The 26,067-nt window shown below is 69.6% G+C and carries 23 protein-coding genes; 11 read left to right on the top strand and 12 right to left on the bottom strand.

What is annotated here, in order from left to right:
- Nucleotides 1-4: 4 nt before the first annotated feature.
- Entirely contained in the window at nt 5-1,513 is a 1,509-nt protein-coding gene (locus tag VFI59_07765; GenBank protein HET6713590.1) for an alkaline phosphatase family protein, read from the top strand.
- Nucleotides 1,510-2,226 carry a hypothetical protein gene (locus VFI59_07760; protein HET6713589.1) on the top strand — a complete coding sequence of 239 codons (717 nt, stop codon included), beginning with the start codon at nt 1,510-1,512 and terminating at the stop codon, nt 2,224-2,226. Before VFI59_07765 ends, VFI59_07760 begins: the two co-directional genes overlap by 4 nt.
- Here VFI59_07760 and VFI59_07755 read toward each other — a convergent pair.
- From VFI59_07755 to VFI59_07745, 3 genes are all read right to left on the bottom strand, one after another.
- Nucleotides 2,190-3,047, bottom strand: coding sequence for a carbon-nitrogen hydrolase family protein (locus tag VFI59_07755; GenBank protein HET6713588.1), 858 nt, complete (start codon nt 3,045-3,047; stop codon nt 2,190-2,192). The two genes, VFI59_07760 and VFI59_07755, sit on opposite strands and share 37 nt — an antisense overlap.
- Before the next feature lie 38 nt (nt 3,048-3,085).
- The gene (locus VFI59_07750) at nt 3,086-4,573 is read right to left on the bottom strand and encodes a lysine 2,3-aminomutase (protein ID HET6713587.1); all 1,488 of its coding nucleotides are present in this window, start codon (nt 4,571-4,573) and stop codon (nt 3,086-3,088) included.
- Between the two features lie 180 nt (nt 4,574-4,753).
- Nucleotides 4,754-5,029, bottom strand: coding sequence for a hypothetical protein (locus VFI59_07745; protein ID HET6713586.1), 276 nt, complete (start codon nt 5,027-5,029; stop codon nt 4,754-4,756).
- A gap of 61 nt (nt 5,030-5,090) precedes the next feature.
- Between VFI59_07745 and VFI59_07740 the strand changes: the two genes are divergently transcribed.
- Nucleotides 5,091-7,382 carry an EAL domain-containing protein gene (locus VFI59_07740; protein HET6713585.1) on the top strand — a complete coding sequence of 764 codons (2,292 nt, stop codon included), beginning with the start codon at nt 5,091-5,093 and terminating at the stop codon, nt 7,380-7,382.
- Nucleotides 7,383-7,406: 24 nt separating this feature from the next.
- Here the strand turns inward: VFI59_07740 and VFI59_07735 are convergent, their stop codons facing one another.
- Entirely contained in the window at nt 7,407-9,245 is a 1,839-nt protein-coding gene (locus tag VFI59_07735) for a transketolase (protein HET6713584.1), read from the bottom strand.
- A 304-nt stretch (nt 9,246-9,549) separates the two neighbouring features.
- On the opposite strand from VFI59_07735, the gene VFI59_07730 reads away from it, so the two are divergent.
- The gene (locus VFI59_07730) at nt 9,550-10,758 is read left to right on the top strand and encodes a DEAD/DEAH box helicase (GenBank protein ID HET6713583.1); all 1,209 of its coding nucleotides are present in this window, start codon (nt 9,550-9,552) and stop codon (nt 10,756-10,758) included.
- Between the two features lie 11 nt (nt 10,759-10,769).
- On the opposite strand, the gene VFI59_07725 is transcribed toward VFI59_07730, so the two are convergent.
- Together VFI59_07725 and VFI59_07720 are read right to left on the bottom strand one after the other, a co-directional pair.
- Nucleotides 10,770-13,046, bottom strand: coding sequence for an EAL domain-containing protein (locus tag VFI59_07725; GenBank protein HET6713582.1), 2,277 nt, complete (start codon nt 13,044-13,046; stop codon nt 10,770-10,772).
- A gap of 89 nt (nt 13,047-13,135) precedes the next feature.
- Entirely contained in the window at nt 13,136-13,999 is an 864-nt protein-coding gene (locus VFI59_07720; GenBank protein HET6713581.1) for a hypothetical protein, read from the bottom strand.
- Nucleotides 14,000-14,078: 79 nt separating this feature from the next.
- Between VFI59_07720 and tdh the strand changes: the two genes are divergently transcribed.
- On the top strand, nt 14,079-15,146 hold the full coding sequence (gene tdh / locus VFI59_07715; GenBank protein HET6713580.1) for an L-threonine 3-dehydrogenase: 1,068 nt from the start codon (nt 14,079-14,081) through the stop codon (nt 15,144-15,146).
- Here tdh and VFI59_07710 read toward each other — a convergent pair.
- On the bottom strand, nt 15,143-15,640 hold the full coding sequence (locus VFI59_07710; protein HET6713579.1) for a hypothetical protein: 498 nt from the start codon (nt 15,638-15,640) through the stop codon (nt 15,143-15,145). The genes tdh and VFI59_07710 overlap by 4 nt on opposite strands.
- Nucleotides 15,641-15,734: 94 nt before the next feature.
- On the opposite strand from VFI59_07710, the gene VFI59_07705 reads away from it, so the two are divergent.
- Nucleotides 15,735-16,916 carry a glycine C-acetyltransferase gene (locus VFI59_07705; GenBank protein ID HET6713578.1) on the top strand — a complete coding sequence of 394 codons (1,182 nt, stop codon included), beginning with the start codon at nt 15,735-15,737 and terminating at the stop codon, nt 16,914-16,916.
- A gap of 3 nt (nt 16,917-16,919) precedes the next feature.
- On the opposite strand, the gene VFI59_07700 is transcribed toward VFI59_07705, so the two are convergent.
- A complete protein-coding gene (locus VFI59_07700) occupies nt 16,920-17,600 on the bottom strand; it encodes a TetR/AcrR family transcriptional regulator C-terminal domain-containing protein (protein ID HET6713577.1) in 681 nt (226 codons plus the stop codon).
- A gap of 166 nt (nt 17,601-17,766) precedes the next feature.
- On the opposite strand from VFI59_07700, the gene VFI59_07695 reads away from it, so the two are divergent.
- The 3 genes from VFI59_07695 to VFI59_07685 all read left to right on the top strand — a co-directional run bounded on the left by VFI59_07695 (nt 17,767) and on the right by VFI59_07685 (nt 21,635).
- On the top strand, nt 17,767-20,154 hold the full coding sequence (locus VFI59_07695; protein ID HET6713576.1) for an MMPL family transporter: 2,388 nt from the start codon (nt 17,767-17,769) through the stop codon (nt 20,152-20,154).
- Between the two features lie 117 nt (nt 20,155-20,271).
- Entirely contained in the window at nt 20,272-20,730 is a 459-nt protein-coding gene (locus tag VFI59_07690) for a DNA starvation/stationary phase protection protein (GenBank protein ID HET6713575.1), read from the top strand.
- Nucleotides 20,727-21,635, top strand: a complete 909-nt coding sequence (locus VFI59_07685; protein ID HET6713574.1) for a TIGR03620 family F420-dependent LLM class oxidoreductase — start codon at nt 20,727-20,729, stop codon at nt 21,633-21,635. Before VFI59_07690 ends, VFI59_07685 begins: the two co-directional genes overlap by 4 nt.
- A gap of 9 nt (nt 21,636-21,644) precedes the next feature.
- Here the strand turns inward: VFI59_07685 and VFI59_07680 are convergent, their stop codons facing one another.
- From VFI59_07680 to VFI59_07670, 3 genes are read right to left on the bottom strand one after another with little or no spacing between them, the layout of a single operon-like run.
- Nucleotides 21,645-22,394 (bottom strand): DNA alkylation repair protein, encoded by a 750-nt coding sequence (locus tag VFI59_07680; protein ID HET6713573.1) that lies wholly within the window; start codon nt 22,392-22,394, stop codon nt 21,645-21,647.
- Nucleotides 22,340-22,750, bottom strand: coding sequence for a DCC1-like thiol-disulfide oxidoreductase family protein (locus tag VFI59_07675; GenBank protein HET6713572.1), 411 nt, complete (start codon nt 22,748-22,750; stop codon nt 22,340-22,342). Before VFI59_07675 ends, VFI59_07680 begins: the two co-directional genes overlap by 55 nt.
- A 9-nt stretch (nt 22,751-22,759) precedes the next feature.
- Nucleotides 22,760-23,737, bottom strand: coding sequence for a polysaccharide deacetylase family protein (locus tag VFI59_07670; protein HET6713571.1), 978 nt, complete (start codon nt 23,735-23,737; stop codon nt 22,760-22,762).
- 161 nt (nt 23,738-23,898) lie between these two features.
- On the opposite strand from VFI59_07670, the gene VFI59_07665 reads away from it, so the two are divergent.
- On the top strand, nt 23,899-24,339 hold the full coding sequence (locus VFI59_07665; protein HET6713570.1) for a DUF3054 domain-containing protein: 441 nt from the start codon (nt 23,899-23,901) through the stop codon (nt 24,337-24,339).
- Nucleotides 24,336-25,793: an FAD-dependent oxidoreductase gene (locus tag VFI59_07660; GenBank protein HET6713569.1), complete on the top strand. Its 1,458-nt coding sequence runs from the start codon at nt 24,336-24,338 to the stop codon at nt 25,791-25,793. Before VFI59_07665 ends, VFI59_07660 begins: the two co-directional genes overlap by 4 nt.
- On the opposite strand, the gene VFI59_07655 is transcribed toward VFI59_07660, so the two are convergent.
- On the bottom strand, nt 25,794-26,063 hold the full coding sequence (locus VFI59_07655; protein HET6713568.1) for a hypothetical protein: 270 nt from the start codon (nt 26,061-26,063) through the stop codon (nt 25,794-25,796).
- Nucleotides 26,064-26,067: the final 4 nt, after the last annotated feature.

Below are 26,067 nucleotides of genomic sequence, written 5' to 3'. Positions count from 1 at the left end.
CATCGTGCAGCAACCGTCGGGTCCCCTCATCCGTGCCGCCGGTCCGCGCCGTCCGTCCCGCCAGCAGATCGCCCGACGTCGCGCGTTCGCGGCGCTGATCGTGGTGCTGATCGTGGCCCTGGTCTGGTTCGTGTGGCCGCGAGGCGATGCGACCGAGCAGGTCGGTGGCACGCGCCGCGACGGCGCGAGCGGCCAGGGGAACGGCGGCGGAGGGCAAGGAGACGACCAGGGGCGGGGCACGGTCGTGCCGGGCGAGAACCCGATCGAGCACGTGATCTTCCTGGTCAAGGAGAACCGCAGCTTCGACCACTATTTCGGCCGGTACCCGGGGGTCGAGGGCGCGGCCGAGGGAGCCACGATGGACTGTTCGACCTTCGAGGATGCGGGGACCGTGACGCTGAAGGACTCGCCGCTCGTGCAACCGCATGACCTCGGCCACGCGTTCTATCCCGGGCTGCTCGCGATCAACGGCGGCAAGATGAACGGCTTCAACTGCATCCCGTTGGGGGAGGACCTCGCCGGGTACTCGCAGTACGACCGCGATTCCCTGCCAGCGTATTGGGCCTACGCCGACCGCTTCGTGATCGCCGACCACTTCTTCACCTCGATGTACGGGCCCACGTTCCCCGAGCACCTGTACACGGTGGCTGCGCAGAGCTACGGGATCGTCGATAACAAGTCGACGACCAACACCGAGGGCAACTACTGCGATGACCCCGACGAGTACACGCAGCGGTTCCCGATCGAGGACCTCACCGACGCCGATATGAAACGGATCATGCGGCTCGAGAAGAACATCACGAGAGGAGGTCCTCCGAGCGGCCAGCTGCTGAAGATCGCGGCGTACTGGGAGAGCACCCGCACCTGCATCAACATCCCGGTGATCCAGGACCAGCTGGAGCGAAAGAGGATCAGCTGGAAGTACTACGCGTTGCCCGACAAGTGGATGAACGCGCTCCAGGCGATCCGCCACGTTCGCTTCGGCGACATGTGGAAGAAGGTTCAGGACCCGGCGACGATCCTGCAGGACCTGAAGCAGGACGCCCTGCCCGCGGTGTCGTGGTTGATCCCGCCTGAGGGTCAGCCGAACGAGCACCCCGGGTCGGGCACGAACGTGTGCGAGGGCGAGAACTGGACCGTGCAATACGTGAACGCCATCCAGCGCAGTGACGCGTGGCCGAACACCGCGGTCGTGATCGTGTGGGACGACTTCGGCGGCTTCTACGACCACCTGCCGCCGCCGCACTACGACATCATGGGTCTCGGGCCGCGCACGCCGGCCCTGATCATCTCCCCCTGGACCCGTCGGGGCGACAACCCCGACGGCGGCGCGATCGACGACAACGTCTACGAGTTCTCCTCGGTGCTGCGCTTCATCGAGGAGCTCCACGGGCTGAAGCCGATGACCGACCGCGACGCTCGGGCCGACCCGCTCACCGGGGCGTTCGACTTCACGCAGGAACCCCGGCTCGAGCCGTTGATCCTCGAGCCCCGTGACTGTCCGGAATCGTGACGCGAGCCCGGCTGGCCGTTGCCGTCCTCCTCGTCTCGCCCCTGCTGCTGGCTGCCGGCGATCCACCCGGCGACGTGGGCCCGTGTCCCCACATCCTCGCCCGCAGTGAAGCGGTGGCGGCGCCCGATCTCGTGGAAGCGCGTGGCGAGATCGTCGAGCTCGGCACGTCGATCCGTTTCACGCTCCGCTTCGCGGAGCCGCTCGTCGTGCCCGACGGGGAGGGCCACCCTTTCCGGATCGACGTCGTGCTGTTCGATCCGGACGCCCCGGCGGTCGACGCGGGCATGTACCGGGGCTTGAACCGGATACTGCGGTACGACGCTGTGCCCGATGCCGTGACGACCACGCTCTTGTTGCCCGAAGCCGGTCAGAGCCGGTTCCTGCCGCCGACGATCGACGGCGACACGTACGTGCTCCAGGTGCCGGGGCGGACCGTGGTCGCCGACGAGGACGAGACCGGTGCCTCGCCCGGCGTCGGGCAACTGCGGTGGAGCGTGGTGGTGCGTGACGAGGGGTCGTGCGACCTGCTCAGGAGCGGCCGCCCCACCCTGCGACTGGTCGAACGTGTCGACGCCTCCCCCGTACCGGTCGAGGAGGAGCCCGCCGTGACGCCTTCGGGTCGGCGTCTCCTCATCCTCGCCGTCGGCGGGCTCATGGTTGCCGTGCTGGCGGGCGTCTACCTCGTGCGGCGGCGAGCCCGGAACCCCGGATAGTCGGGGTCAGCCGCCCGCGGCCCGTGCTGGGAGAGCTGCCAGAGCAGCCGGTTCATGCCGCGCGTCCCGCGTCCGCGCACCGTCCGCACGCGGTCGAGGTCGAGAACCTCGCTGAAGTACTCCTCTCCGGAGCCACCCTCGAACAGCACGCGCCCCTCCGGATCGACGCCGACGGAGCGGCCGCCTCCGACGTCGAGCGACCCGTTCACGTTGATCACGTAGCACTGGTTGGCGATCGCGTTCGAGCGCGCGAGCACGACCTCCTCCTCACGGTCGGGGGTGCTCGTCAGCGTGGGGTGCAGCAGCACCTCGGCGCCGCGCATCGCGAGCGAGCGAGGCACCTCAGGGAACCAGCCGTCGTAGCAGGTCAGCATGCCGGCCTTGCCGATGCGGGCCAGGTCGACGACGGGTGGCGGCGCCGAACCCGGATCCGTGGCCTCGAACGGCATCCACGGGAAGAGCTTGCGGTAGGTCGCGACGAGCGACCCGTCGGGCGAGAAGAGCAGCGCCGTGTTGTAGGTCCGACGCCCCGCCGCCTCGTAGATCGAGCCCGCCTGGATCCAGCGGCGGGCGCGGCGGGCCACGGCGCCGATGCGTTCGGTGAGCGGCCCCGGCACGCGGTGGCGGTTCTTGGCGACCGGCACGTGCGTGCGGAACGGCATCTCGCCGGCCAGGTACAGCTCGGGAAACAGGTAGAGCTGCGCTCTCGGGAAGGAGGCACGGATCGTGCGCACCTCGTGAGCGAACTTCTCGAACGTCGCGTCGGGGTCGCCACCGACCGGTGCGATCTGCGCGCCGACGACATGGAGCAGCCGGGTCATGCCCGCACGCTAGCAGTCGCCGCTCACGGGCCGGGCGCTCAGACCGACGCGGGTTCGTCCGCGCTCGGCGCCGCGATGTCGGCCGCTGCGGGCTCGACCGGCGCGGGCGGCTCGACCCAGTGCGCGTCGGGCAGCCCATTCGCAACCTCCTCGCGCCACCAGGCCTGTCCCTCCTCGGGCAACGTGTAGATCGGGTCGAAGTACACGTACTCTCGGCCGAGCGCCTCGGGATCGTCGAACTCGATGCCGGTGCGGTAGTTCTTCGTCCAGCACGAGATGCCGCGCTCGCGGTCGTAGCTCTTCAGCATGTGCACCCAGCGCTTCCCGACGAACGGCACGTCGCAGATCACTCGCGGCGTGGCGAACCCCGGCATGTACCCGAGCAGCTGATACTGCAGGTCCTGGGCCTCGGCGACCGACGTGCGCCAGTGCTCGGCGTTGGGGATCATGTCGCACATGTAGAAGTAGTAGGGCATGATCTTCGCGTGATCGAGGAGCATGAAGCACAGCTCCAGCAGGTCGCCGGGCGAGGTGTTCACGCCCCGCAGCAGCACCCCCTGGTTACGCACGTCGCGGAAGCCCGAGTCGAGCACCATGCGCGCCGCGTCGCCCACGAGCGGGGTCACCTGCTGCGCGCAGTTCACGTGAGTGTGCAGGGCGATATCGACGCCCCGGTCGCGGGCCGTGCGCCCCATGCGCTCGAACGCCTCCTTCACGTCGTCCTGCAGGAAGTGCTGCGGGATGCCCATGAGACCCTTCGTCGCGAGACGGATGTCGCGGACGTTCTCGATCTCGAGCAGCGACATCACGAAGCCCTCGAGCCGCTTGACCGGGACGTTCGCCATGTCCCCACCCGATACGACGACGTCGCGCACCTGTGGGGTCCGTCGCAGGTAGTCGAGCATCAGGTCCCAGCGCTCGTTCTGCTTGATCTCGAACTTGTACTTCAGGACCTGCAGGGTGTCGTTGCCGACGAGGTCCATGCGCGTGCAGTGCCCGCAGTACTGGGGGCAGGTCGGGATCAGCTCGGCGAGCACCTTCGTGGGGTAGCGGTGGGTGAGTCCCTCGACCGCCCACATGTCGGCCTCGTGGAGCGAGTCGCGTGAGGCCATGGGGTGCGACGCCCATTCGGTCTCGCGGTCGCTCAACGCCGGGGCCATGTACCGACGGACACGGTCGGCGCGCAAGTCGTTGACCTCCATCGTGTTGATCATCTGTGGCGGGATCAGCATCGACATCGTCGCGCGCTCTTCTTGGTCGCGGCGGATGTCCTCGAGGAGGTCGTCGGTGAGGAAGTCGCCGAGCGCCTCCTTGAACTCCTTGAGGTTCTTCACGGAGTGCGCGCGCTGCCACTGCGCGGACTCCCACTGTTGCCTCGTGACGTCGCGGTAGCCGGGAAGCCTGGTCCAGTCGGGTTCGACGTACTCCCGCTGGAGCGGGTAGTGGAACGGCTGGTCCTCGGAGGCGTGGGCATGAGCCTCGCGATGGGCCGGACGGACGGTGCTGGGGTTCTCTGCGGCGCTCATGGGCCACCTCCTGCGTCTGGTCGGGCCGGCGACGGGGCTCCTTCCCGAATGGGCAGGGCAAGAGGCGCTCGGCATTCCTTCGGCGAAACTCAAGGATAGCCGAAGAACGTCCGGTGAAGCACGTCTGGAACCGAACGTTATCCGGGGACTCGATGGGACCCGCCGGATGCCGTTCCGGGCTCAGCGCCGCCGGCCGCCGCCCCGATTGTCGTCGCGTCGGGGACGGCGTTCGATGCGCACCTCGGGTGCCTGCTTGGGCAACCGAGCTTTCATCGGCGCGTGTCCGGTGCGCTCGAACATGACCATCACGTGGTCGGTCCGCTGTTGGCGGTCGAGCTCGCGCCATCCGTTGGCGAGCAGGTGCTTCTCACGGTTGGCGGCGGTCTTGCGCAGCGTGTCGGTTCCGGGCACCTTCACGTACAGGCGCTCGTGCAGGATCTCTCGGTAGTCAGCCATCGTCGGACCAGGGTAGCAGGCGTAAAGCGGCCTCCGACCTGGGCCGATAGCTGGAGGAGAGATGGAGGCTTCCACGGCTCGGGGCGAGGCCGTGCTGAGCGCTGTCGCGTTCTCTGCCGAGCGTCTGCTCCGTGGGGACGGCGATACCGCGGGCAGGCTGCGAGAGGTGCTGGCGCACCTCGGCAGCGCCGCGGGCGCCGACCGCGCCTACCTGTTCCAGAACGTCCGCGACCCTCAGGGGCGTCTATGGATGGACCTCCGTGCGGAATGGAACGCCTCAGGGATCGCCCCGATCTTCGACGATCCCGGCAACCACCTGCACCCCTACGCGCCGGCGTTCACCAGGCGCATCGACCTCTACTGGCGCGGCGACGTGCTCGCCGAGCCCGTGCGAGCGATGCCGGACACCGAGCGCGCCGTCCTCGAAGCCGAGGGGGTGCTCTCGACACTGACCGTGCCGGTGTTCGTACGCGAGGAGTGGTGGGGATACGTCGGGTTCGACGACTGCACCCGAGAGCGGGCGTGGAGCGAGGCCGAGATCGACGCGATGCGGGCGGTGGCGGGGAACCTCGGCGTCTTCTTCGACCATGAGCTCGCCGAGCGGACGCAAGCGCTGGAAGAGGATCGGTACCGCTCGATGATCGAGCACGGACCCGCCGTGAGCTACATCGACGCCACCGACGAGAACGCGTCCACCATCTACATCAGCCCGCAGATCGAGACGGTGCTGGGCTACTCGCCGGCCGAATGGATCGAGGACGAGGAGCTCTGGCCGAAGCTGCTGCATCCGGACGACCGGGCGCGGGCGATCGCCGAGAACGAGCGGCACAACGAGACCGGTGAGGCCTTCCGCATGGAGTACCGACTGTTCCACCGCGACGGCCACATCGTGTGGGTGCACGATGAGGCCAGGATGGTGCGCGACGACCGCGGCGTGCCGCGCTTCTCCCACGGCGTGATGATGGATATCTCCGAACGCAAGCGAGGCGAGGAGAACGTGGCGTTCCTCGCCTACCACGACGAGCTGACGGGCCTGCCCAGCCGGTCGATGTTCGACGAGCTGCTCGAGCTCTCCATCTCCAGGGCCCGGCGGCACGACGCAGCGGTCGCCGTGATCGCGGTCGACGTCGACGACTTCCGCCTGGTGAACGACTCGCTCGGGCACACGGGCGGCGACGAGGTCCTGCGCGCGGTCGCCGATCGGCTGCGAGGGGCGTCCCGAGAGACCGACCTCGTCGCCCGCCGTGGCGGCGACCAGTTCCTGATGCTGATCGCTGACCTCGAGCGCGATGCCGGCGGCGACATGGAGGGGGCGGTCGTTCGGGCCGAGGCGGCCGCTCAGCGGGTGAAGGACGCGATGCTGCCGCCGATCACGATCGACGGCACGGAGCTCTACGTCTCGGTCAGCATGGGCATCAGCCTCTACCCGCAGGACGCCGACGACGCCAACGGTCTCCAGCGCAACGCGGAGGCCGCGATGTACGAATCGAAGAAGAGCGGCCCGGCCGGCTACGCGATCTCCTCGAACGGCGCCTCCGACTCGAGCGCGAAGCTGCAGTTCGTCACCCGGCTGCGCAAGGCGGTCGACACGCAGCGCTGGACCCTGCACTACCAGCCGGTGATCGAGCTCGCGACCGGGCGCATGGTCGGGGTGGAGGCGCTGATCCGGTGGATCGAGCCCGACGGCACGATGGTCCCGCCCATCGAGTTCATCCCGCTCGCCGAGGAGCTCGGCCTGATCGAGCTGATCGGCGACTGGGTCGTCCGCGAGCTCGTGTACCAGTCGCAGGCCTGGCATGAACTCGACATCGGTCTCGAGATCGGGTTCAACCTCTCGCCTCGCCAGTTCTGGCAGCCGGATCTGTCCGATCGCATCCTCTCGCGCATCGTCGACGGCGGGCTCGACCCTGCGCAGGTGGTGGTCGAGATCACCGAGAGCTCAGCGATGATGGACCCCGATCGGGCCCAGGAGATCCTCTGGGATCTGCATCGAGGTGGGCTGCGGATCGCGATCGACGACTTCGGCACCGGCTACTCGTCGCTGTCGAGGTTGCGGGAGATGCCGGTCGACGTCCTGAAGATCGACCGGGCGTTCGTGAGCGACGTGGGGACCGACGAGCAGTCGGCCAGCATCGTCGGGGCGTTCCTCGAGCTCGCTCGCGGCCTCGGCATGACGACCCTGGCCGAAGGCATCGAGACCACCGAGGAGCTCGCCTTCCTGCGCGAGCGCGAGTGCATGCTCGGACAGGGCTTCCTGTTCTCGAAGCCGGTGCCACCGGAGGAGATCATCGCCTACGCCTTCGGGGGCGTGCCCGGTGCGGCGACGAAGGTCACGAGCGCCGACCGGGCCTGACCGCACGCCGGGCGTTCCTTCCGATCAGGGGAGCGCGTCGCGCACGCCGGCCGCGATCGAGGTCGCGTCGATCCCCGCCCAGGCCCGCATCTCCGTCGGTGTTCCCGAGCCTGGCATGTCGTGGATGCCGAGCTTGACCACCCGGCCAGCGAGCGTGCCGGTCTCGGCCAGCGCTTCCAGCACCGCGTCGCCGAGCCCGCCCTCCACCCGGTGGTCCTCGGCGACGACGATCGCGCCGGTCTCATCGAGGGCCCGCCGCAGCGTCGCCGCATCGATCGGCTTCACGCTGTAGGCGTCGATCACGCGGACCGCGATGCCCTCCGCCGCGAGCGCGTCGGCGGCCGCCAGACTCTCACGCACCGTGACCCCGGCGCCCACGATCGTGGCGACGCCGCCGTCGCCGCTGCGCAGCGTCTTCGACCCACCGATCGGGAACTCCTCGTCGGCGCCGTAGACGACCGGTGTGGCCTCCCGGGTCGTGCGCATGTAGGAGATGCCCGGCAGGTCGCACATCGCGGCGACGAGCCGAACCGTCGCCGCGCCGTCGGCCGGATACAGCACGGTCGAACCGTGGAGCGCGCGGAACATCGCGAGGTCCTCGAGAGCCATCTGGGACGGCCCGTCCTCGCCGATCGACACGCCCGCGTGCGATCCGCAGAGCCGCAGGTCGGCGCGGCTGATCGCGCCCATACGCACCTGATCGTAGGCCCGCGTGAGGAACGCGCCGAACGTCGCCGCGAACGCCGTCTTGCCGAGCGCCTGCAGCCCGGTCTGGGCGCCGATCATCGCCTGCTCCGCGATGTACATCTCCACGAACCGCTCCGGCGCGACGGCCTGGAAGTCCTCGGTGTGTGTGGAGTTGCCGACCTCGCCGTCGAGCACGACGAGATCGGCACGGTGACCGGCGAGCCATGCGAGCGCCTCGCCGAAGGCCTTCCTGGTCGGGATCGGCTCGGTGTAGGCGGGCGGAGGGGCGGCCCGCAGCTCTCCGAGGGTGAGCGGCTTGACGTCGGGCGGCGAGGGAGGCGTGATCGTCAAGGACCGGATGCCGCCCAGCTCCTCGATCGCCTGCGCTGCCTGCTCCGACGACATCGCCTTGCCGTGCCAGCCCTCGTGGTTCGCGACGAACGAGACCCCGTGCCCCTTCTCCGTGCGTGCCACGATCATCGTCGGACCGTCGGCCGCGATCGCCTCGGAGTAGGCGGCGTCGATCGCCGCGACGTCGTGCCCGTCGATCTCGATCGTGCGCCAGCCGTAGGCCTGCGCCCTCCGGGCGAACAGGTCCCCGTTCCAGCCGTGCATCGTCGGTCCACGTTGCCCGAGGCGGTTCATGTCGAGGATCGCGACGAGATCGTCGACCTCGTGGAAGGCGGCGGCCTCCATGGCCTCCCAGACGGAACCCTCGGCAACCTCGGAGTCGCCGAGCAGCACGAACGTACGGCCGCCGGTGCCGTCGAGGCGCATCGCGAGCGCCATGCCGAGCCCGACCCCGAGGCCCTGGCCCAGCGAACCCGTCGCGACATCGACCCAGGGCAGCTCGGGCACCGGAGCCGGGTGACCTTGGATGGGCGAGCCGAATCGACGCAGGGAGAGCAGCTCCTCGTCGGAGACCGCGCCGATCGCCTTGAGCGTCGCGTACAGGGCCGGCGCGGCGTGGCCCTTCGACATCACGAACCGATCGTTCGCCGGCGACTTCGGGTCCTCGACGTCGAAGCGGAGGTGGCTCGAATACAGCACGGAGAGCAGATGAGCGCAGGACAGCGACGACGTCGGGTGGCCCGATCCCGCCTCCGTCGTGCAGCGGATGCTGTCGACGCCGATCTGCGCGGCGAGGTCGTTCCAGAGCTGGATGCGGTCGTCCATCGTCTCCCCCTGTGACTGGTGACCGAAGGGTACCCGTGCGTGCGGGAACGTCGCAGACCGTGGAAGGGCCGGATGCCGAGGGAGCCAGCGATCGCCGGGCCACGAAGATCGAGTGGTGCTGTGGTCCGCGCTGCGTCTCGACGGTCAACGGCATCGCGACCGCATCGGCGTCATCCGCACGACGGGGCGGCTGAGCGTCGGAGCGAAGTCCTTGCGCCGGCCCAACTCCTGATCGTGATCCATCTGGCGGGCATGGCGCCGACGACTCCTTCGAGCTGTAGCGGAACCGTTACCCTTCATATAGATGAGCAGTACGATCCCCTCGTTCCGCGACCTCGGCGTCTCCGATGCCGTGATCGACACGCTCGCCGCCCGCGGTATCGACGACCCGTTCCCGATCCAGGTGATGGTGATCGAGGACGCGACGTCGGGGCGCGACACGTTGGCGAAGTCGAAGACCGGGTCGGGCAAGACGCTCGGGTTCGCGATCCCGATCGTCGAGCAACTGGATCCCGACGCCGCGAGCCGTCCCGAGGCGCTGGTCTTGGTGCCGACGAGGGAGCTGGCCACCCAGGTGCGCGACGAGTTCGCCGAGATCGCGAAGGCGAAGCACCTGAACGTGAAGGCGGTGTACGGCGGCACCCGGGTGAGCGAACAGTCCAAGGGCGTGGGCGACGTGCACATCCTGATCGCGACGCCGGGGCGCCTCGACGATCTCGCCCAACGGAAGATGGTCCGCCTCGACGGCGTGCGAATCTTCGTGCTCGACGAGGCAGACCGCATGCTCGACATGGGCTTCCAGCCCCAGGTCGACCGCATCGTTCGCCGGCTGCCAAAGGATCGTCAGACGATGTTCTTCTCGGCGACCCTCGACGGTGCCGTCGGCCGTATCGCCGAGGTGTACACGCGCAACCCCGTGCGCCACGAGATCGAGTCAGAGGGCAAGACGGTCGAGGAGGCCGATCACCGGTTCGTGCCTGTCGGCTCGCACGAGAAGCTGGCCACGCTGATCGAGCTCGCCCGAGGTGAGGAGCCCGACGGCCTGACGCTCGTGTTCGTCAACACGAAGCGGGCAGTCGATTCGCTGGCGCGGCAGCTGCGCGCCCAAGGGCTGCCCGCGGTCGCGATGCACGGCGACATGACCCAGCAGGCGCGGGAGAAGGCGCTGCAGCGGTTCGAAGAGAAGCACGTCGGGGTGTTGATCGCGACGGACGTCGCCGCGAGGGGTCTCGACCTCGACGACATCACGCTCGTCGTGAACTACGACCCGCCGCAGGACGACAAGGGGTACGTCCATCGGGTCGGCCGTACCGCGCGAGCGGGTCGCACCGGCACGAGCGTCACGTTCGTGACTCCCGAGCAGCTCGGCGACGTGAGCCGCATGGCCGCGCGCCTCGACCTGCACGCGGAGTTCGAGCTAGAGGGCATGAAGGTCGCGCCGCCGCGAACGGTGTTCAGCGGCAGTTCCCGCGGTCGCCGCTCGGGCCTGCGCGGACCGAAACGTCGTCGCTAGTCCATCCTGGGCTAGACGGCACCGCCCTCCACCACGGTGAGCCCTGCCCGACGGTGGAGCGCGAGGATCTCGTCGGCCGGCACCGGCCGGGAGAAGAAGTATCCCTGACCGAGGGTGCACCCTCGGTCGGTGAGGAACCGCCATTCGCCCTCGGTCTCGATGCCCTCCGCGAGCGGCGTCATGCCGAGGTTCTCGGCGAGGGAGATCATGGCCGAGACCATGCTGGCCGCGTCGCGATCGAGGTCGATGTCGCGCACGAAGGAGCGATCGATCTTGAGGATGTCGACCGGCATGTGCTTGAGCCGCGCCAGGGAGGAGTAGCCGGTGCCGAAGTCGTCGATCGCGAGCTTCAGTCCCCGCTCGTGCATCTCGAGGAGCAGTTCCACCGTGCGGTCGGGATCGGTCATCGCCGTCGACTCGGTGATCTCGATCGTCACACGCGACGGGTCGACCCCCGCGATCACGATCGGCGCCACCATCTTGCTCACGAGATCGGGTTGCCAGAGCTGGCGAGGCGAGAGGTTGAAGCCCAGCTCCAGCTCGAGGCCCTCCGCGCGCCACTGCGCGTCCTGGCGGCAGATCTCCTCGACCACCCAGTCGCCGATCGCCTCGATCAGACCCATCTCCTCCGCGAGCGGGATGAAGTCCCCGGGGGGGACGAGCCCGCCGTTCGGCTCCGGCCAGCGGATCAGCGCCTCGACCCCGTACATGCGGCCCGAATCGAGCTCGATCAACGGCTGGTAATGCAGCATCCACTGCTTCTGTTCGACGGCCTTTCGCAGTCGGGTCGACATCGAGAGTCGGTTCATCGAGTCGCCGGACTTCCTCGTGTGCACCACGAACCCGCCCGGCCCGATCCTCTTCGACTCGAACATCGCCGTCTCGGAGTTCTTGAGCAGCGTCACCGCGTCCTCGGCGTCGTGGGGAAACACCCCGATGCCCTGGCTGGCCGTGAGGTAGAGCTCGGTGCCGGCGATCTCGAACGGGGCTCGCATCGCCTCCTGGATGCGGATCGCCACCGCCTCCGCGGCGATCGAGCCGCCGTCCTGGCCACCCGGCACGGGCGGGGTCATGTCGAGGTCGGCGAGGAGCACGAGGAACTCGTCGCCGCCTGGGCGGGCCACGAGGTCGGTGTCGCGGGTCGCCTCTCGGATGCGGTCGGCCAGCACCTTGATGAGCTCGTCGCCCATCTCGTGGCCGAGCGAGTCGTTCACGAGTTTGAAGTCGTCGAGGTCGACCGAGATCACGGCCACTCCGAGCCCGCTGCGGCGAGCGCGGGCCAGTGAGAGGTCGAGCAGCTCGTCGAACATCGCCCGGTTCGGCATGTCCGTCAGCTTGTCGTGGTACGCGAGGTAGGCGATGCGCTCCTCCGCTGCCTTGCCCTCGGTGATGTCCAGCATCACGCCTTGCACCATCACCGGCCGACCCTCGGCATCGTTCAGGACCACCGCGGAATCGCGGAACCACACGAGGCGACCGTCGCGCCCGATCATGCGGTACTCCACCGAGTAGGGCTCGCCGGCCTCGATGCCGCGTTCGACGGCTTCGATCGTGCGCGCCCGGTCGTCCGGGTGCATCAGGTCCACCCACAGGGTGCTGTCACCGACGTACTCGGAGGGATCGACCCCGAGGATCGTGGTGATCTGCGGGCTTACGTACACGGTCGTCCAGTTCTCGTCGGCGAGGTCCTGGTAGACGATCGCCGGGATCTGCTCGACGAGGGCGCCGTACTTGGTCCGGGCCTCATACAGCTGCCCCCGTGTGGCGACGTCGGCGGTGACGTCGCGCATCATGCCGAGCCAATACATTGGCGTGCCGTGCCCGTCGCGGACCAGCACACTGTCTTCCTGCACCCAGATCACGCGGCCGTCGCCGTGGATCGCGCGGTACTCGAGGTGGAAGGGCTCGCCCGTCGCGGTCGCGTGATCGCTCGTGGCCACGACTCGATCGCGGTCCGCCGGATGCACGACATCCACCCAGCTCGATCGGCGGGTGAGCCATTCCTCGCGGGACACGCCGAAGAGGGTCTCGATGCCGGGACTGACGTCGACCATCGGATCGTCGATCCCGATGCCGTCGATGTACACGATCGCCGGGAGCCGATCGATGAGGCCGCGGTAGCGGACCTCGAGGTCCTGCAGCTGCGACTGCAGGTCGGCGAGACCACCGTCCACGCCCGGGGGAGCGACGACGGTCGAGGGGAAGAAGCCCTGCTGGGCCGTCACCGCCTCTGGGGTCACCTGCATCGTCTCGTCGTCGAAGGTCACGCCGCCCGCCTGTTCGTGCACGTCTGATCGCCGGATCGATGCCGACAATCGGATACATCGGCCTGCGGCGAAGCCCGCTTGAACGCTTTGCCACCCCCACGCCGGGGGCGTCAGCAGGTGGTTTCGTCAGGCAGGAGGGGCCGGAACGCGATCGCGTATCGCTGCCCGGCGCTGGTCCAGGGGGTGAGCTGGTTCGCCTCCGCCGCCCGCGGCTCGAGGCGGTCGGTCCAGTCCGTGCCCGCCACGACGAGACAGCGGTAGCCCGAGCCGACGTCCTCCCCGATGCCGCGGAGCGGCTCGTCGAGCGGCCACTCGATCTCCGGTTGGGGCAGGTCGGCCTGACCGCGATACCTCGAGACGAAGGCCCGGACGCCGGCCACGTCGTACACCTCGCTCGCCTCGACCGAGCCCTCGGGCAGCCAGGTCTCCAGGGAGGCGAGCTGATCGATCAGCTCGAGCAGCGCCTGCCTCGCTTCGTACTCCTCGTCGGGCATGCCGGGTGGCTGTCCGGTCAGCTCGTCGAGGGCGTACACGCGGATGGTGCGATCGACCCCTCCTGCCCGGAGCGTGAACACGGTCTCGGGTGCGTCGGCGATGCCGACCGAGCCCATGTCGATGAGGTCGCCCACGGTGTCGAGGCCCGCATCGAACGCTGCGTCGAGGATCGCATCCACTCCGTCCTCGTCGACATGCGTCGTCTCGAGCGCGGGGATCGCCGGACCCGGGTAGATCTCGATCTGCGGGCCCGGCCGCACGATCGTGCCGTCGCCGTACAGCGAGAACGAAGGAAGGTTCGTGAGCTGGTACTCCGGGGGCGTGAACCCACCCTCGTACCCCCACCGGAGCAGGAGGTCGTCGGGGGCGGTCCCGTGGTCGACGGAGGGCGAGGGAGGGTCGTTACCGTCCGTCGAGGGCTCGGCACAGGCGACCATGGCGAGGATCAGCGCGATGGGAGCGATCGGTCGGAGCTTCACGGCTCGTCCTTCCACCTCGGGTCACGCTCAGACGCGTGTCGGCGACGGATCGGTTCCCGGCGCAGGGTACCCTGCGGGCGTGAACGGAACGATGCGGGCCCTGCGCAAGACCGCCCGGGGTCCCGGGGCGGAGCTGGTCGAGATCGCGATCCCGGAGCCGGCTGACGACGAGGTCCTGGTTCGGGTGCACGGGGCCTCCATCTGCGGCACCGACCTGCATATGCTCGAGTGGAACGAGTGGGCCGATCGGCGCGTCCGCGACGTGCCGATGACCTTCGGCCACGAGGTCGCCGGAACCGTCCACGCCGTCGGCGACGAGGTGCACCACCTGCATCCGGGTGCCTTCGTCGCCGCCGAGACGCACATCGCGTGCGGCCACTGCACGACGTGTCAAACGGGTCGCGCGCACATCTGCGAGAACCTCCGCATCCTCGGGGTCGACACGGAAGGCGCGTTCGCGGAGTACGTCGTGCTCCCGGCCCAGAATGCGTGGGTCGTGGGTGAGGGCATCGATCCCGACGTCGCCTCGATCATGGAGCCGTTCGGGAACGCGGTGCACGCGGCGTTCGGCACGGGTGGCGGGGAGGACATCGCCACGAACTCGGTCGCCGTGATCGGGTGCGGTCCGATCGGCATGTTCGCGGTCGGAGTGGTTCGGGCGCTGGGAGCCTTCGAGGTGATCGCGATCGAGCCCAACGCCTATCGGCGCACCAAGGCGTCGGAGATGGGTGCCGACGTGCTGCTCGACCCGACCGAGGTCGATCCCGTGGCGGCGGTGCTCGGGCAGACGAGGGGCGCCGGCGTCGAGGTGGTGCTGGAGATGAGCGGGAACGCGCGTGCGATCGATCAGGGCACCCGCATGCTCGGCCGGGGCGGGCGCATGTCGCTCCTGGGCCTGCCCGACGCGGCGGTCACGCTCGACCTGAACGATCAGGTGATCTTCAAGGAAGCCAGGTTGCAGGGCATCACAGGCCGGGAGATGTTCCGAACCTGGCAACAGACCACGACATTGCTGTCGACAGGACGGGTCGACGTCTCGCCTGTGATCACGCATCGTTTCGGCCTCGACCGGTGGCAGGAGGCGTTCGACACCACAGCCTCCGGCCAGTCGGGCAAAGTCATCCTGGCGCCCGGCACCACCGACTAGAGGTAGCCGGCCTCCGTCGCAGCACGCGCGGAGGTGGATCCGCCCTCGGGCACGTGGGCGCCCTCGCGTTCCACCGCGAGGTCGACCTTGAACGAAAGACGCTCGGGCTCGCCCTCGTCGACCCGGAGCTCGAACGCGTAGGTGCCCGGTTCCCTGAAGACCAGCCCGTCGAGGTTCAGGGCCAGCGGCACGATCGTCTCCTCCAGGCCGTCGGTCGCCTCGCTCGCTCCGAAACCGATGCGGATCGCCTGCTTCGCCGTCCCCTCGGCGTCGGTCGCGAGCATGGCCGGTGTGCCGCTCGGGTCGAGCAGGCGGAGCTCGACTGAGTGCCGACCGGCTTCCCCCGCTTCCAGCACGATGAGGGCGCCGATGCCGATGCGATCGTGTCGGGTCGGGAACCTGCGCGTCGCGAGCCGGTTCCATCCGGCGCCGAGCACGTACAGCTTGCCCTCGACCGCCTGCACTCCGTCGGCGAGGAAGGCGCGGACCCTCATGCGAGCCATCCTACGCTCGACCCTCGCCGGGTAGGGTTCGCCTCAGGAGCGCCGGGACCGAGCCTGCGCGACGATCGAGGAAGCGAGGGGACCGATGTCCGGCACGCTCGACTACCTGAAGGACGAGCTCGCGACGCTCGAGCGCGACGGGCTGTTGCTGCACCCGCGCACCCTGGAAGGACGGCAGGGAGCGCGGGCACGCTACGACGGGCGGGACGTGATCAACCTCGCCTCGAACAACTACCTGGGCTTGGCGAGCCACCCGCGGATGAACGAGGCGGCTGCCGCCGCGGCGATGGAGTTCGGCGCCGGGTCGGGCGCCGTGCGCACGATCGCGGGGCAGATGACGATGCACCGCGAGCTCGAGGCGCGTTTCGCGACCTTCAAGCACGCGGAGGCCGCCCTGATGTTCCAGTCGGGCTTCACCGCGAACGCGGGCACGGTCGCGGCGATACTCACGAAGGAAGACGTGATCGTCTCCGACCGCCTGAACCACGCCTCGATCATCGACGGAGCCCGGCTGTCGCGCGCGGAGATCGCGGTCTTCGATCACCGCGACGCCGACCACGCAGACCGGCTGCTCGTCGAGACGGCGCGGCCCGGGCGGCGCCAGCTGCTGATCACCGACGGCGTCTTCTCGATGGACGGCGACATCGCTCCGTTGCCCGCACTGGTCGAGGTCGCGGAGCGCCACGGCGCGATCATGATGGTCGACGACGCGCACGCCTCGGGGGTGCTCGGCACCGGCGGCGCGGGCACCGTCGATCACTTCGGGTTGCCCGGGCGCGTCGACATCCAGGTCGGCACGCTCTCGAAAGCGATCGGAGTACTGGGCGGGTTCATCGCCGGCCCCACGCACTTGATCGAGTGGCTGCAGAATCGCGGGCGCCCGTACCTGTTCTCGACGAGCGCCCCACCGCCCGTCGTCGCCGCCTGCATCACCGCGCTCGACGTGATCGCCGACGAGCCCGAGCGCCTGGCTCGGCTGTGGTCGAACACGGAGCTCTTCAAGACGGGGTTGCACGATCTGGGGTACGAGACGGGCGCGAGCGAGACGCCGATCACGCCGGTGATCACGCGCGACGAGGAGCGGACGCAGGCGTTCGCGGTCCGCCTTTTCGAGGAGGGCGTCTTCTGCCCCGCGATCGTGTTCCCGACGGTCGGCAAGGGCCTCGCGCGGGTGCGCACGATCGTGACGGCCGACCACACGGGAGACGACCTGCGCGAGGCGCTCGAGGTCTTCGCCCGGGTGGGGTCGGAGCTCCGGCTGCGGTGAGGGTCAGGCGGGCGCGACGACCCGCGCCTGGATCCCCGCGAGCAACAGGTCGAGCCCGAACTCGAACTGCTCATCCGGGTCGCACGCGGCGAGGTGGGGCAGCGCCGCGACGATGCAGGGCAACCGCTCCGGCGGCAAGAGCTGCGCGATGGCCTCGTCGGGCAGCTTCGAGTGCACCGCGTTGAGGTCGACCGCCTTCCCGCCGCGCATGGTGCCCGCCGAGAACATCGCGCCCACCTCCATCATCACCACGCCCATGATGTAGCCCCCCAGCACGTTGAACACGAGGACGCCCTCTCGCTCGTCGATGCCCGCGCGGCCGATCACACGGAGGGCGAACTCCATCGGCATCAGGGACTCGAGGTCGGTCATCGGTCGCTGGCGATCGGCCCACAGGGCGATCACGTTCGGGTGGTGGCGCAGCACGCGGCGCCACTCGCGCGCGCCGTCGCGGGCGACCTCGATCCACGGGCGGTCCTCGTCGGGGAACCGGAAGTCGCGCATCACGAGCGCGCAGATGCCGTCGAGCAGGTCTTCCTTGTCGCGCACGTGGTGGTAGAGCGACATGGCCTCGACCCCGACCTCGCGGGCGACGCGGCGCATCGAGACGGCGTCGAGGCCCTCCTCGTCCATGATGCGGAGCGCCGCCTCGACGATGCGGTCGCGCGTCAGACGCTCTCTCATGGGAGCTGCCACTGCTCCGTTCTTGCGGTTCCTTGCGGGCATTCGATCGTTCTCCGTCGGTGGGGTTGACAGGCTTACGGTGTATGCCTATGCTCCCGTACGCCGTAAGCATACAGCGTACGTCAAGCGCCGGCCGGGAGCCGGCGGAGAAGGGGGGAAACCCGGGATGCGCATCAATCCCGAATCGCTCGCGAGGGCGAGCAGCCGTCACCCCGGCAGGACGGTGGCGATCTGGCTCGCGATCCTCGTCGTGGGGATCGCCTCGACGGCGACCTTGCTGGGCCCGGCGCTCACCACCGACTTCGACTTCACGAACGTGCCCGAGGCCAAGCGCGCTCAGCAGCTGCTCGAGGAGCGTCAGCTCGAGGAGGACATCGCCACCGAGACGTTCGTCGTGACGACAGAGTCGGACGCAGGCATCGAGGATCCGGCGTTCGCCGAACAGGTCAACGGGTTGCTGTCCGAGCTCTCGGCGCTCGGACCCGAAGTCGTCACGACCGTCCCCGCTTCGTTCCCGATGCCGGAAGAAGCGGCCGCCGATCCACGCGTGGCCGCGCTCGGGCCGATCCCGTCCGAGGACGGGCAGGCGGTGCTGTTCACCGCGGTGCTGGCGGGGGATCTCGACGACGCCACCGGTCACGCCCTCGAGGTCGAGGAGGTGCGCGAGGCTTACTCGAGGGACGGCATCGAGGCCTACCAGCTCGGACAGGTGAGCTCCTCGGAGGACTTCAAGCGCATCTCCGAGGAAGACCTGCGCTTCGGCGAGAGCGTCGGCGTGCTCGCCGCGATCATCGTCCTGATCGTCGTGTTCGGGGCCGTCGTGGCCGGGCTCACGCCGATCGTCATGGGGATCTTCGCGATCGCGGTCACGCTCGGCGTGGTCGGTCTGTTCGGGGTGCTGTGGGACTTCAGCTTCTTCACGCCGAACCTGATCTCGATGATGGGCCTGGCCGTCGGCATCGACTACTCGCTGTTCATCGTCTCCCGGTACCGGGAGGAGCGTTCGAAGGGGCGGGAGAAGCTCGACGCGATCGCGATGTCGGGCGCCACGGCGAACCGGGCGGTGTTCTTCAGCGGCCTGACCGTGGTGCTGGCGCTCGCCGGCATGCTGCTCGTGCCGACCACGATCTTCCGGAGCCTCGCTGGCGGCGCGATCATCGTCGTGCTCGTCTCGGTCGCGGCGTCGATGACGCTGCTGCCGGCGATCCTCGCGATGCTCGGCGACAAGATCAACGCCGGGCGCATCTTCGGCCGCAACCGCACGATCGAACACGGTCGTCCGGGAGGGTTCTGGGACCGTGCCACGCGCGCGGTCATGGGCAGGCCCGTCGTGTGGCTCGTGCTGGCGGGCGGCTTCATGATCCTCCTGTCGTTGCCGTACTGGCTCCAGGGTCATCCCGAGGACGACGGTCAGGGCATCAAGACCGGGCTGGCCGGCATCGAGACGCTGCCCGATGATGCCCAGTCCAAGCAGGCGTTCGACGCGATCGTGGAGCGGTTCCCGGAGGCGGGCGCCCAGGCATCGGTGAAGATCGTCGTGGTCGGCGACGGTGCCGTCGGCACACCCGGTGCCGAGGCCGGCGCGCCCGGTGAACTCGAGCCCGAGGTCGCGGCGTCCGTCGACGCGTTCAGCGCATCGATCGCCGATGATGCAGAGCTCGGCGACCCGTTGCCGGTGCAGGTGAGCCAGGACGGCTCGCTCGCCGTGATCGAGGTGCCGCTCACGGGCGCCGCGACCGACGGGCAGAGCGAGGCTGCCGTCGCGACGGTCACGCGGCTTCGCGAGACGTACGTGCCGGACGCGTTCGACGACAGCGGTGCACAGGAGGTCCTCGTCGGCGGCGACACCGCGTTCGTGAAGGACTTCTTCGACATCAGCGACAGCTACACGCCGCTGATCGTGCTGCTGGTGTTGGGCTTGTCGTTCGTGCTGCTCACGATCGTGTTCCGGTCGCTCGTCGTGCCGGCGAAGGCGATCGTCATGAACCTGCTGTCGGTCGGTGCCGCCTACGGCCTGATCGTGCTGGTCTTCCAGAAGGGAGGGCCGACGATCGGCGAGTCGATCGCGAACCTGTTCGGGTTCGAGCAGGTCGATGCGATCGAGGCGTGGCTGCCGCTGTTCCTGTTCTCGATCCTGTTCGGCCTGTCGATGGATTACCACGTGTTCCTCCTCACCCGGATCAGGGAGGAGTACGACAAGACCGGCGACAACGCGGAAGCCGTCGCATATGGGCTGCGCACGACGGGGGGCATCATCACCGGCGCGGCGATCATCATGGTCGCGGTGTTCGCCGGGTTCGCCGCCGGTCGGTTGACGTCGCTCGAGCAGATGGGCTTCGGCCTGGCGGTGGCGGTCTTCATGGACGCCACGATCGTCCGCTCGATCCTTGTGCCGTCGACGATGCGGTTGCTCGGCGATCGCAACTGGTACCTGCCGGGGTGGCTGCAGTGGCTGCCCAAGGTCGACGTCGAGGGACACGAGGCGGCGGGCGAGACCGCGGTCGTCGTCCCCGACAGCCCTGCCGAGCTCGTGGAGGCCGAGGCCAAGGAGTAGCGGCGCGTGGGAGCGAGGCGAGGAGGGGGCTGGACATCCCCTCCTCGTCGCGTCCGTGGGTAGGCGGGCGCCTGGCATGGGTAGGCTGTCTTCGGGAGCGTCAGAAGGAGGCAGCCCATGACCGATCGTGTACCGACCCTCGACCCGAAGGTCGCCGATGATCTGCAGGCGACCTTGGTGGACCTGATCGACCTGGCCCTGCAGGCCAAGCAGGCGCATTGGAACGTGACCGGCGGCAACTTCCGATCGGTGCACCTGCAGCTCGACGAGATGATGACCGAGTACCGCGCCTGGTCCGACGTCGTCGCCGAGCGCATCGTGGCGATCGGCGTCGCTGCCGACGGGCGTGCCCGTTCGGTCGCCGACGGCAGCGTGCTCGCCGCTTTCCCCGACGGCACGGTCGGCGACCATGACGTGATCGGGTTGTTCGTCGAGCGCCTGGAAGCCACGGCGGGTGCGTTCCGCGAGCGGATGGATCGCCTCGGCGACACCGATCCGGTGAGTCAGGACATCCTGATCGAGATCGTCGCGGGCATCGAGAAGCAGCTCTGGATGGTGCGGACCCAGCTCACGTGAGCGGGGAGCACGAGGCGGTCAGGGCCGCGCTCGGCCGCGTCGGCGCGTGGACGTTCGCGTTCGACGCTCGCTCGGCCGAACAGATCGGCATCGATGCGAGGGCGCTCGAGTCGCTCGGGTTCGAGGCGGTTTGGGTCCCGGAGGGTTCGACTTCGCGCGACATCTTCGCGCACCTGTCGCTGCTCGCCACAAGGTCGGAGCGCATCACGGTCTGCTCGGGGATCGCGAACATCACCGCTCGTGCGCCCGAGGTGATGGCCGCCGGCGCACGCACGCTCGCCGATACGTTCGGCGAACGGGTCGTGCTCGGCATCGGCGTCGGCCACGAGTACTCGACCGAGGCGCGCGGGTACGCATGGGAACGGCCGCTGACTCGCATGCGCGCCTACCTCGAGCGCATGGACGAGGCGCCGTGGGACGCGCCGAAGCCACGGGTGGGGGTTCGCCGCATGCTCGCGGCGCTCGGCGACGGGATGCTGCGGCTGTCCGCGGAGCAGGCGCTCGGTGCCCACACCTACTTCGTGCCGGTCGCGCACACGGTGCACGCCCGCGACGTGCTCGGCGCCGAGCCCGTGCTCGCCGTCGAGCTGACCGCGGTCCTCGAGACCGATCCCGACCGAGCGCGAGCGGTTGCGCGCGGCTGGACGAGCGGGTACCTGGAGCTGCCGAACTATGCTCGGAACCTCGAGCGCTCGGGGTTCGAGCCGGGCGACCTCGTCGACGGGGGGAGCGACCGACTCGTCGACGCCACGGTCGCCTGGGGGGATGAGCAGGCGATCGCCGCACGCGTGCGCGAGCACCTCGCCGCGGGAGCCGACCACGTCTGCGTGCAGTTCGTGAACGGCGACGACGCCGACGTGTGCATGCCAGCGTACCGAGCACTCGCGCCGCTCGTGATGGGCTGAGCTCCGGGCTCAGGCCTCCTCCCGGCGTGCCCCGAGCCGCTCCGCGACGGCGTCGCTGCGGAGCTCGCGGAGCGCGTCGCGCGCGATCCAGCGGGCGCTGCGGCTGTCGAGCTCGAGCAATCGTTCCGCCTCGGCGATCGCCGCATCGCGCAGTGCGAGGTTCCGCTTCCCGATCTGTCGCAGCGCCCAGTTCACGGCCTTCTTCACGACGTTGCGCTCGTCGGTCGCGGCCCGGCGGATTCTCGGGAACCAGGCGATGAACGAGTCGTCGTCGCGGTCGCGACCGTGTACCGCCTGGGCCGCAGCGATCGCGAACGCTGCGCGCTTCACGTACTCCTCGTCGCGACGGCACCAGGCGCGGGCGGCGGCATCGGCCGATCGCGAGGACTGGAAGAGGTTGGTGCAGACCTGGTCGCAGAGGTCCCACGAGTCGAAGTCTTTCGCCCAGGTGTCCATCTGCGTGCGGCTGACCAGGGCCGGGTCATCGACCATCGACGCGAGGATGCGGGCCTCGTGGATCCCCGTCGCCCACAGGTCGAGCGCGAGCTCGTGGTCGCCCCGATGTGCTCGCGCCAGGCGACGCAGCTTCGGGATCGAGACCCCCAGCGCCCGGTCGATCGTGATGCCCACGTGGGCCATGCCGGGCTTGCGCGAGGGATCGGCCAGCGTCCGGAGCTCGGCGACGACCGCCCGGGTATCGGCGTTCACGGCGCGGACCGGGCGGCCGTCGTCGATCCCCGGGACGGGTCGACCGCGCATGCTCGCTGCCCGAGCAGCCGTCCCAGCGTCGTGCGTCGTCGGGCGACGGCGTCGTAGGCGCGGTCGGTCGGCCCCGGCGCGGCCTCGGCGAGAGCCGCGAGCGGGGCGCCGAGCGGCAGCCTGCGGAGCACCCGTGGCACGGCGGCCCCGGCGGACCAGACGCGGTCGTCCGGCTCTACGAGGTGCCACGACCGCGCCCGCAATGGAGGCGGCACCGCTTCCAGGAGCCGGTCGGCCTCGCGATCCTGCAGCGGCACGAACCGCAGTTCCCGGCGTCGGTCCCACGCGCGGAGCCTGTCAGCCGACCAACGGCAGAACCCGCAGTCCTCATCGTAGAGCACGGTCGCCCGGCGCATGGCGACAGGCTATCGGGGTCGATAGGGGTCGAGGGTCACGAGCCGCAGATCCATCTTCCGGATACCGCGGATGATCCTCGGGAGCGCGGCGATCGTGTCTGCGGCGTCGCCACCTCCGTCGTGCAGGAGCACGATCGATCCTGGCCGCACCCGGCGGAGCACGTCGTTCGCGATCTGCTTCGGCGTGCGCGAGGCGTCCCAGTCGTGCGGATCGACGCTCCACATCACGACCCGTTCGCGCTGGCGCCATGCTTCGAGGATCGTGTCGTCGTCGTAGCTCCCGCCGGGGGGCCGGAACAGGGTGGGGTGCGCGCCGATCTCCCGCAGCGCGTCCACGGTCTGCACGATCTCGGCTTCGACCCGATGATCGGGGAGCTCAGCGAACGCCGGCGCGACGGGGTGCGTGAGGGAGTGGTTCGCCACGACATGGCCCGCGTCGAGGACCTTCCGCACGAGATCCGGGCGCTCGACGACGAGCGAACCGATCATGAAGAACGTCGCCCGCACCCGTTCGCGGCGCAAGACCCGAAGCACGGCCTCGGTATGTCCCGGCCAGGGTCCGTCATCGAACGTGAGCGCGACGGCACGGGGGATGCGGGGCCGCCCGTTCGTCTCGACGCGCAGGTCGGCCACTTCGCCCGAGATCCGGCCGACCGTCGTGACCTCCCGGACCCGGAACGTAGCGAGCGTCCGCTGCACGAACGCGTTCGTGCGGCCTCGGAGCCGGGTCGTGACCCTCCTCGTGCCCTCGCTCCGATCCTCGCCCTCGAGGCGCACGATGCGGTCGCCGGTGGCGAGCAGGTGGAGCGGATCGGGCGCGTGGCCGTTGAGCTCGACCGTTCCCTCGGACACGTGGCGTTCGAGGATCTCGCCCGTGACCGACAGCAGGCGACCGTCGCGGGCCTGGATGCTCTCACCCTCGGCGAAGTCGCCGTACGTCGTGCCTTGAGGCACCGTCACCGGCTCGCGATCGAGGCGGATGCGCACCGGGGGCGGTGGTGTAGGTGCCGCTTCGACGGCGATCGTGCAGGCGGAAGCCGCCGTCGCCAAGGCGAGCGTGAGCACGACGCATCGGGGCCACAAGGGGAAGGATCGACGCAGCATCGGGTTGCTCCATCATGGCACGGCCTCGCTGGGAACATGGAGACATGGCCGGGTCCACGCGCACGACCGCCGCCGACACCGCGTCTGCTCGGACCGAGCAGCGACCGACCGGAGCCGCGCTCGCCGTGGTCGACGCCGTGGCGCTGCTCACGTTCGTCGCCGTCGGCTTGCGGTCACACCGCATCGGGGCGATCGCCGAGGTCGCGGCCCGCAACGCCGTGCCGCTGGCGGTGACGTGGATCGTCGTGTGCGTCGTCGTCGGCACATACCGCCGCCGCGACGTCTCCTCGCTCGTGATCACGTGGGCGATCGCCGTGCCCGTGGCGCTCGTGGTGCGGACCTGGTGGGTCGGCTCGCCGCAAGGATGGCGCATCGTGGTGTTCCTCGCTGTGGGACTCGCGTTCACGTTGCTGTTCCTGTCGCTCGGCCGTGCGCTCGTCGCCGCGTTCGTCCGGACGAAACCCGTCTGGCGTCGACGGCCGTGACGGGCGAGCAAGTCCCGTCGATACCGGCTCCCGGCGCGGCACGGAGCTTCTGGCTGCAGGAGGCCCTCACCGACGACCCCGGCGACGGCTGCCCACCGCTCACCGCCAAGCTGTCGGCCGACGTCTGCATCGTCGGCGCAGGGTTCACCGGGCTCTGGACCGCGATCGAGCTCTCCGCGAGGGATCCCGGACTGCGGATCGCGCTCGTCGAACAGGACATCTGCGGCGGCGGCGCAAGCGGTCGCAACGGGGGATTCTTCTCGTCGTCGTGGTGGGACGCGCCGGCCACGTGCGCGCTCTTCGGAGAGGACGAGGGGCTGCGCTACCTGCAGGCGGTCGCCGACACGGTCGGCGAGGCGGGCGCGTGGCTCGAGGCCAATGGCGTCGACGCGTGGTTCCACCACGAGGGCACGATGCGAGTCGCGACGGGACCGTGGCAGACCGACGTCGACGAGACCTCTGCGGCGGCGTTCCTCGAAGCGAGGGGGCTTGGCGATCGACTGCGGCCGATCCCGCTCGACGAGGCTCGGGCGATCGCCGACTCACCCCGATTCACCGAGGCGCGGTTCGGTCCCGACGGCGCCATCGTCCAGCCGGCCCGGCTCGCGCGAGGCCTGCGTCGTGTCGCGCTCGAGCGAGGGGTCCACATCTTCGAGCGGACGGCGATGACCGGGCTCGATCGTTCGCGGCCGGCGGTCGTGCGCACGACCCACGGCGCGGTGAAGGCTCGGGCGGTGGTGCTCGCGATCGGCGCGTGGGCGGCTGGTTGGCCCGGCTTCCGCCGCAGCTTCGGCGTGATCGCGGACCACGTGGTCGCAACCGAGCCGATCCCCGACCGCCTCGAGGAGATCGGTTGGACGTCGCAGGTGGGCATCGGCGACGGGCGGGAGCTCGTGTACTACCTGCGTCCGACCGACGACGGACGCATCGTGATCGGCGGCGGCGCCCTGAGCGTCGTGTTCGGTGGCAGGGCAGGGGGGCGAGCGGCCTCGCACGACCGCCGTGTTGCCGAGGCCGCCGCCCGAGGGCTGCTCTGGCTCTTCCCGCAGCTGGAGGGCATCCGTTTCACCCACGCGTGGGGCGGACCGATCGACCAGACCGCCACGTTCCTGCCGTTCTTCCGCACGCTCGAGCCCGGCAACGTGCACGCGGGCATGGGGTTCTCCGGGCACGGGCTATCCCAGACGATGCTGGGCGGGCGCATCCTCGCCTCGATGGTGCTGGGCCTCGACGACGAGTGGACCTCGATGCCGGTCGTCGGGCCCGAGGCGAAGTCGCCGCCCGAACCCCTGCGCTTCCCGGCGGTGTGGCTCTCGTCGCGGGCGCTCGAGGCGGGCGACCGTCGCGCCGACGCGGGTCGGTCGCGCGGCATCCTGCTGGATGCGGCCGGGTACGCGCCGCTGGCGTATCGGGAGTGGGTCGCGAAGAGGGCCGCGCGACACCGTCGCCGCTGATCAGTATCGGTCGTCGTGCGGCGGCAGGTGCTCGGGGTCGTGCTGCGCCTCGTTCACGCGGTAGCGGGTGACCCGCTGCTCGGTGATCTGCCGATCGTACTCTGCCCGGAACTCGCGGGTCGCTCGCTTGAAGCCCCACCATGCGAGCGCGGCCAGCACGGTCACCGTGAGCAGGGCGGTGATCACGAGGAACGCCACCGCCTTCAGCACGGCTCCGAGCACACCGAACACGGCGGCGAGCAACAGCAGGATCAACACGAGCACGAACATCCCG

This window comes from Actinomycetota bacterium, assembly GCA_035697485.1.
Classification (GTDB): Bacteria; Actinomycetota; UBA4738; order UBA4738; family HRBIN12; genus JAOUEA01.
Note: the sequence above shows the minus strand (reverse complement) of the source record. Positions and strands in the feature narration are given on the sequence as shown.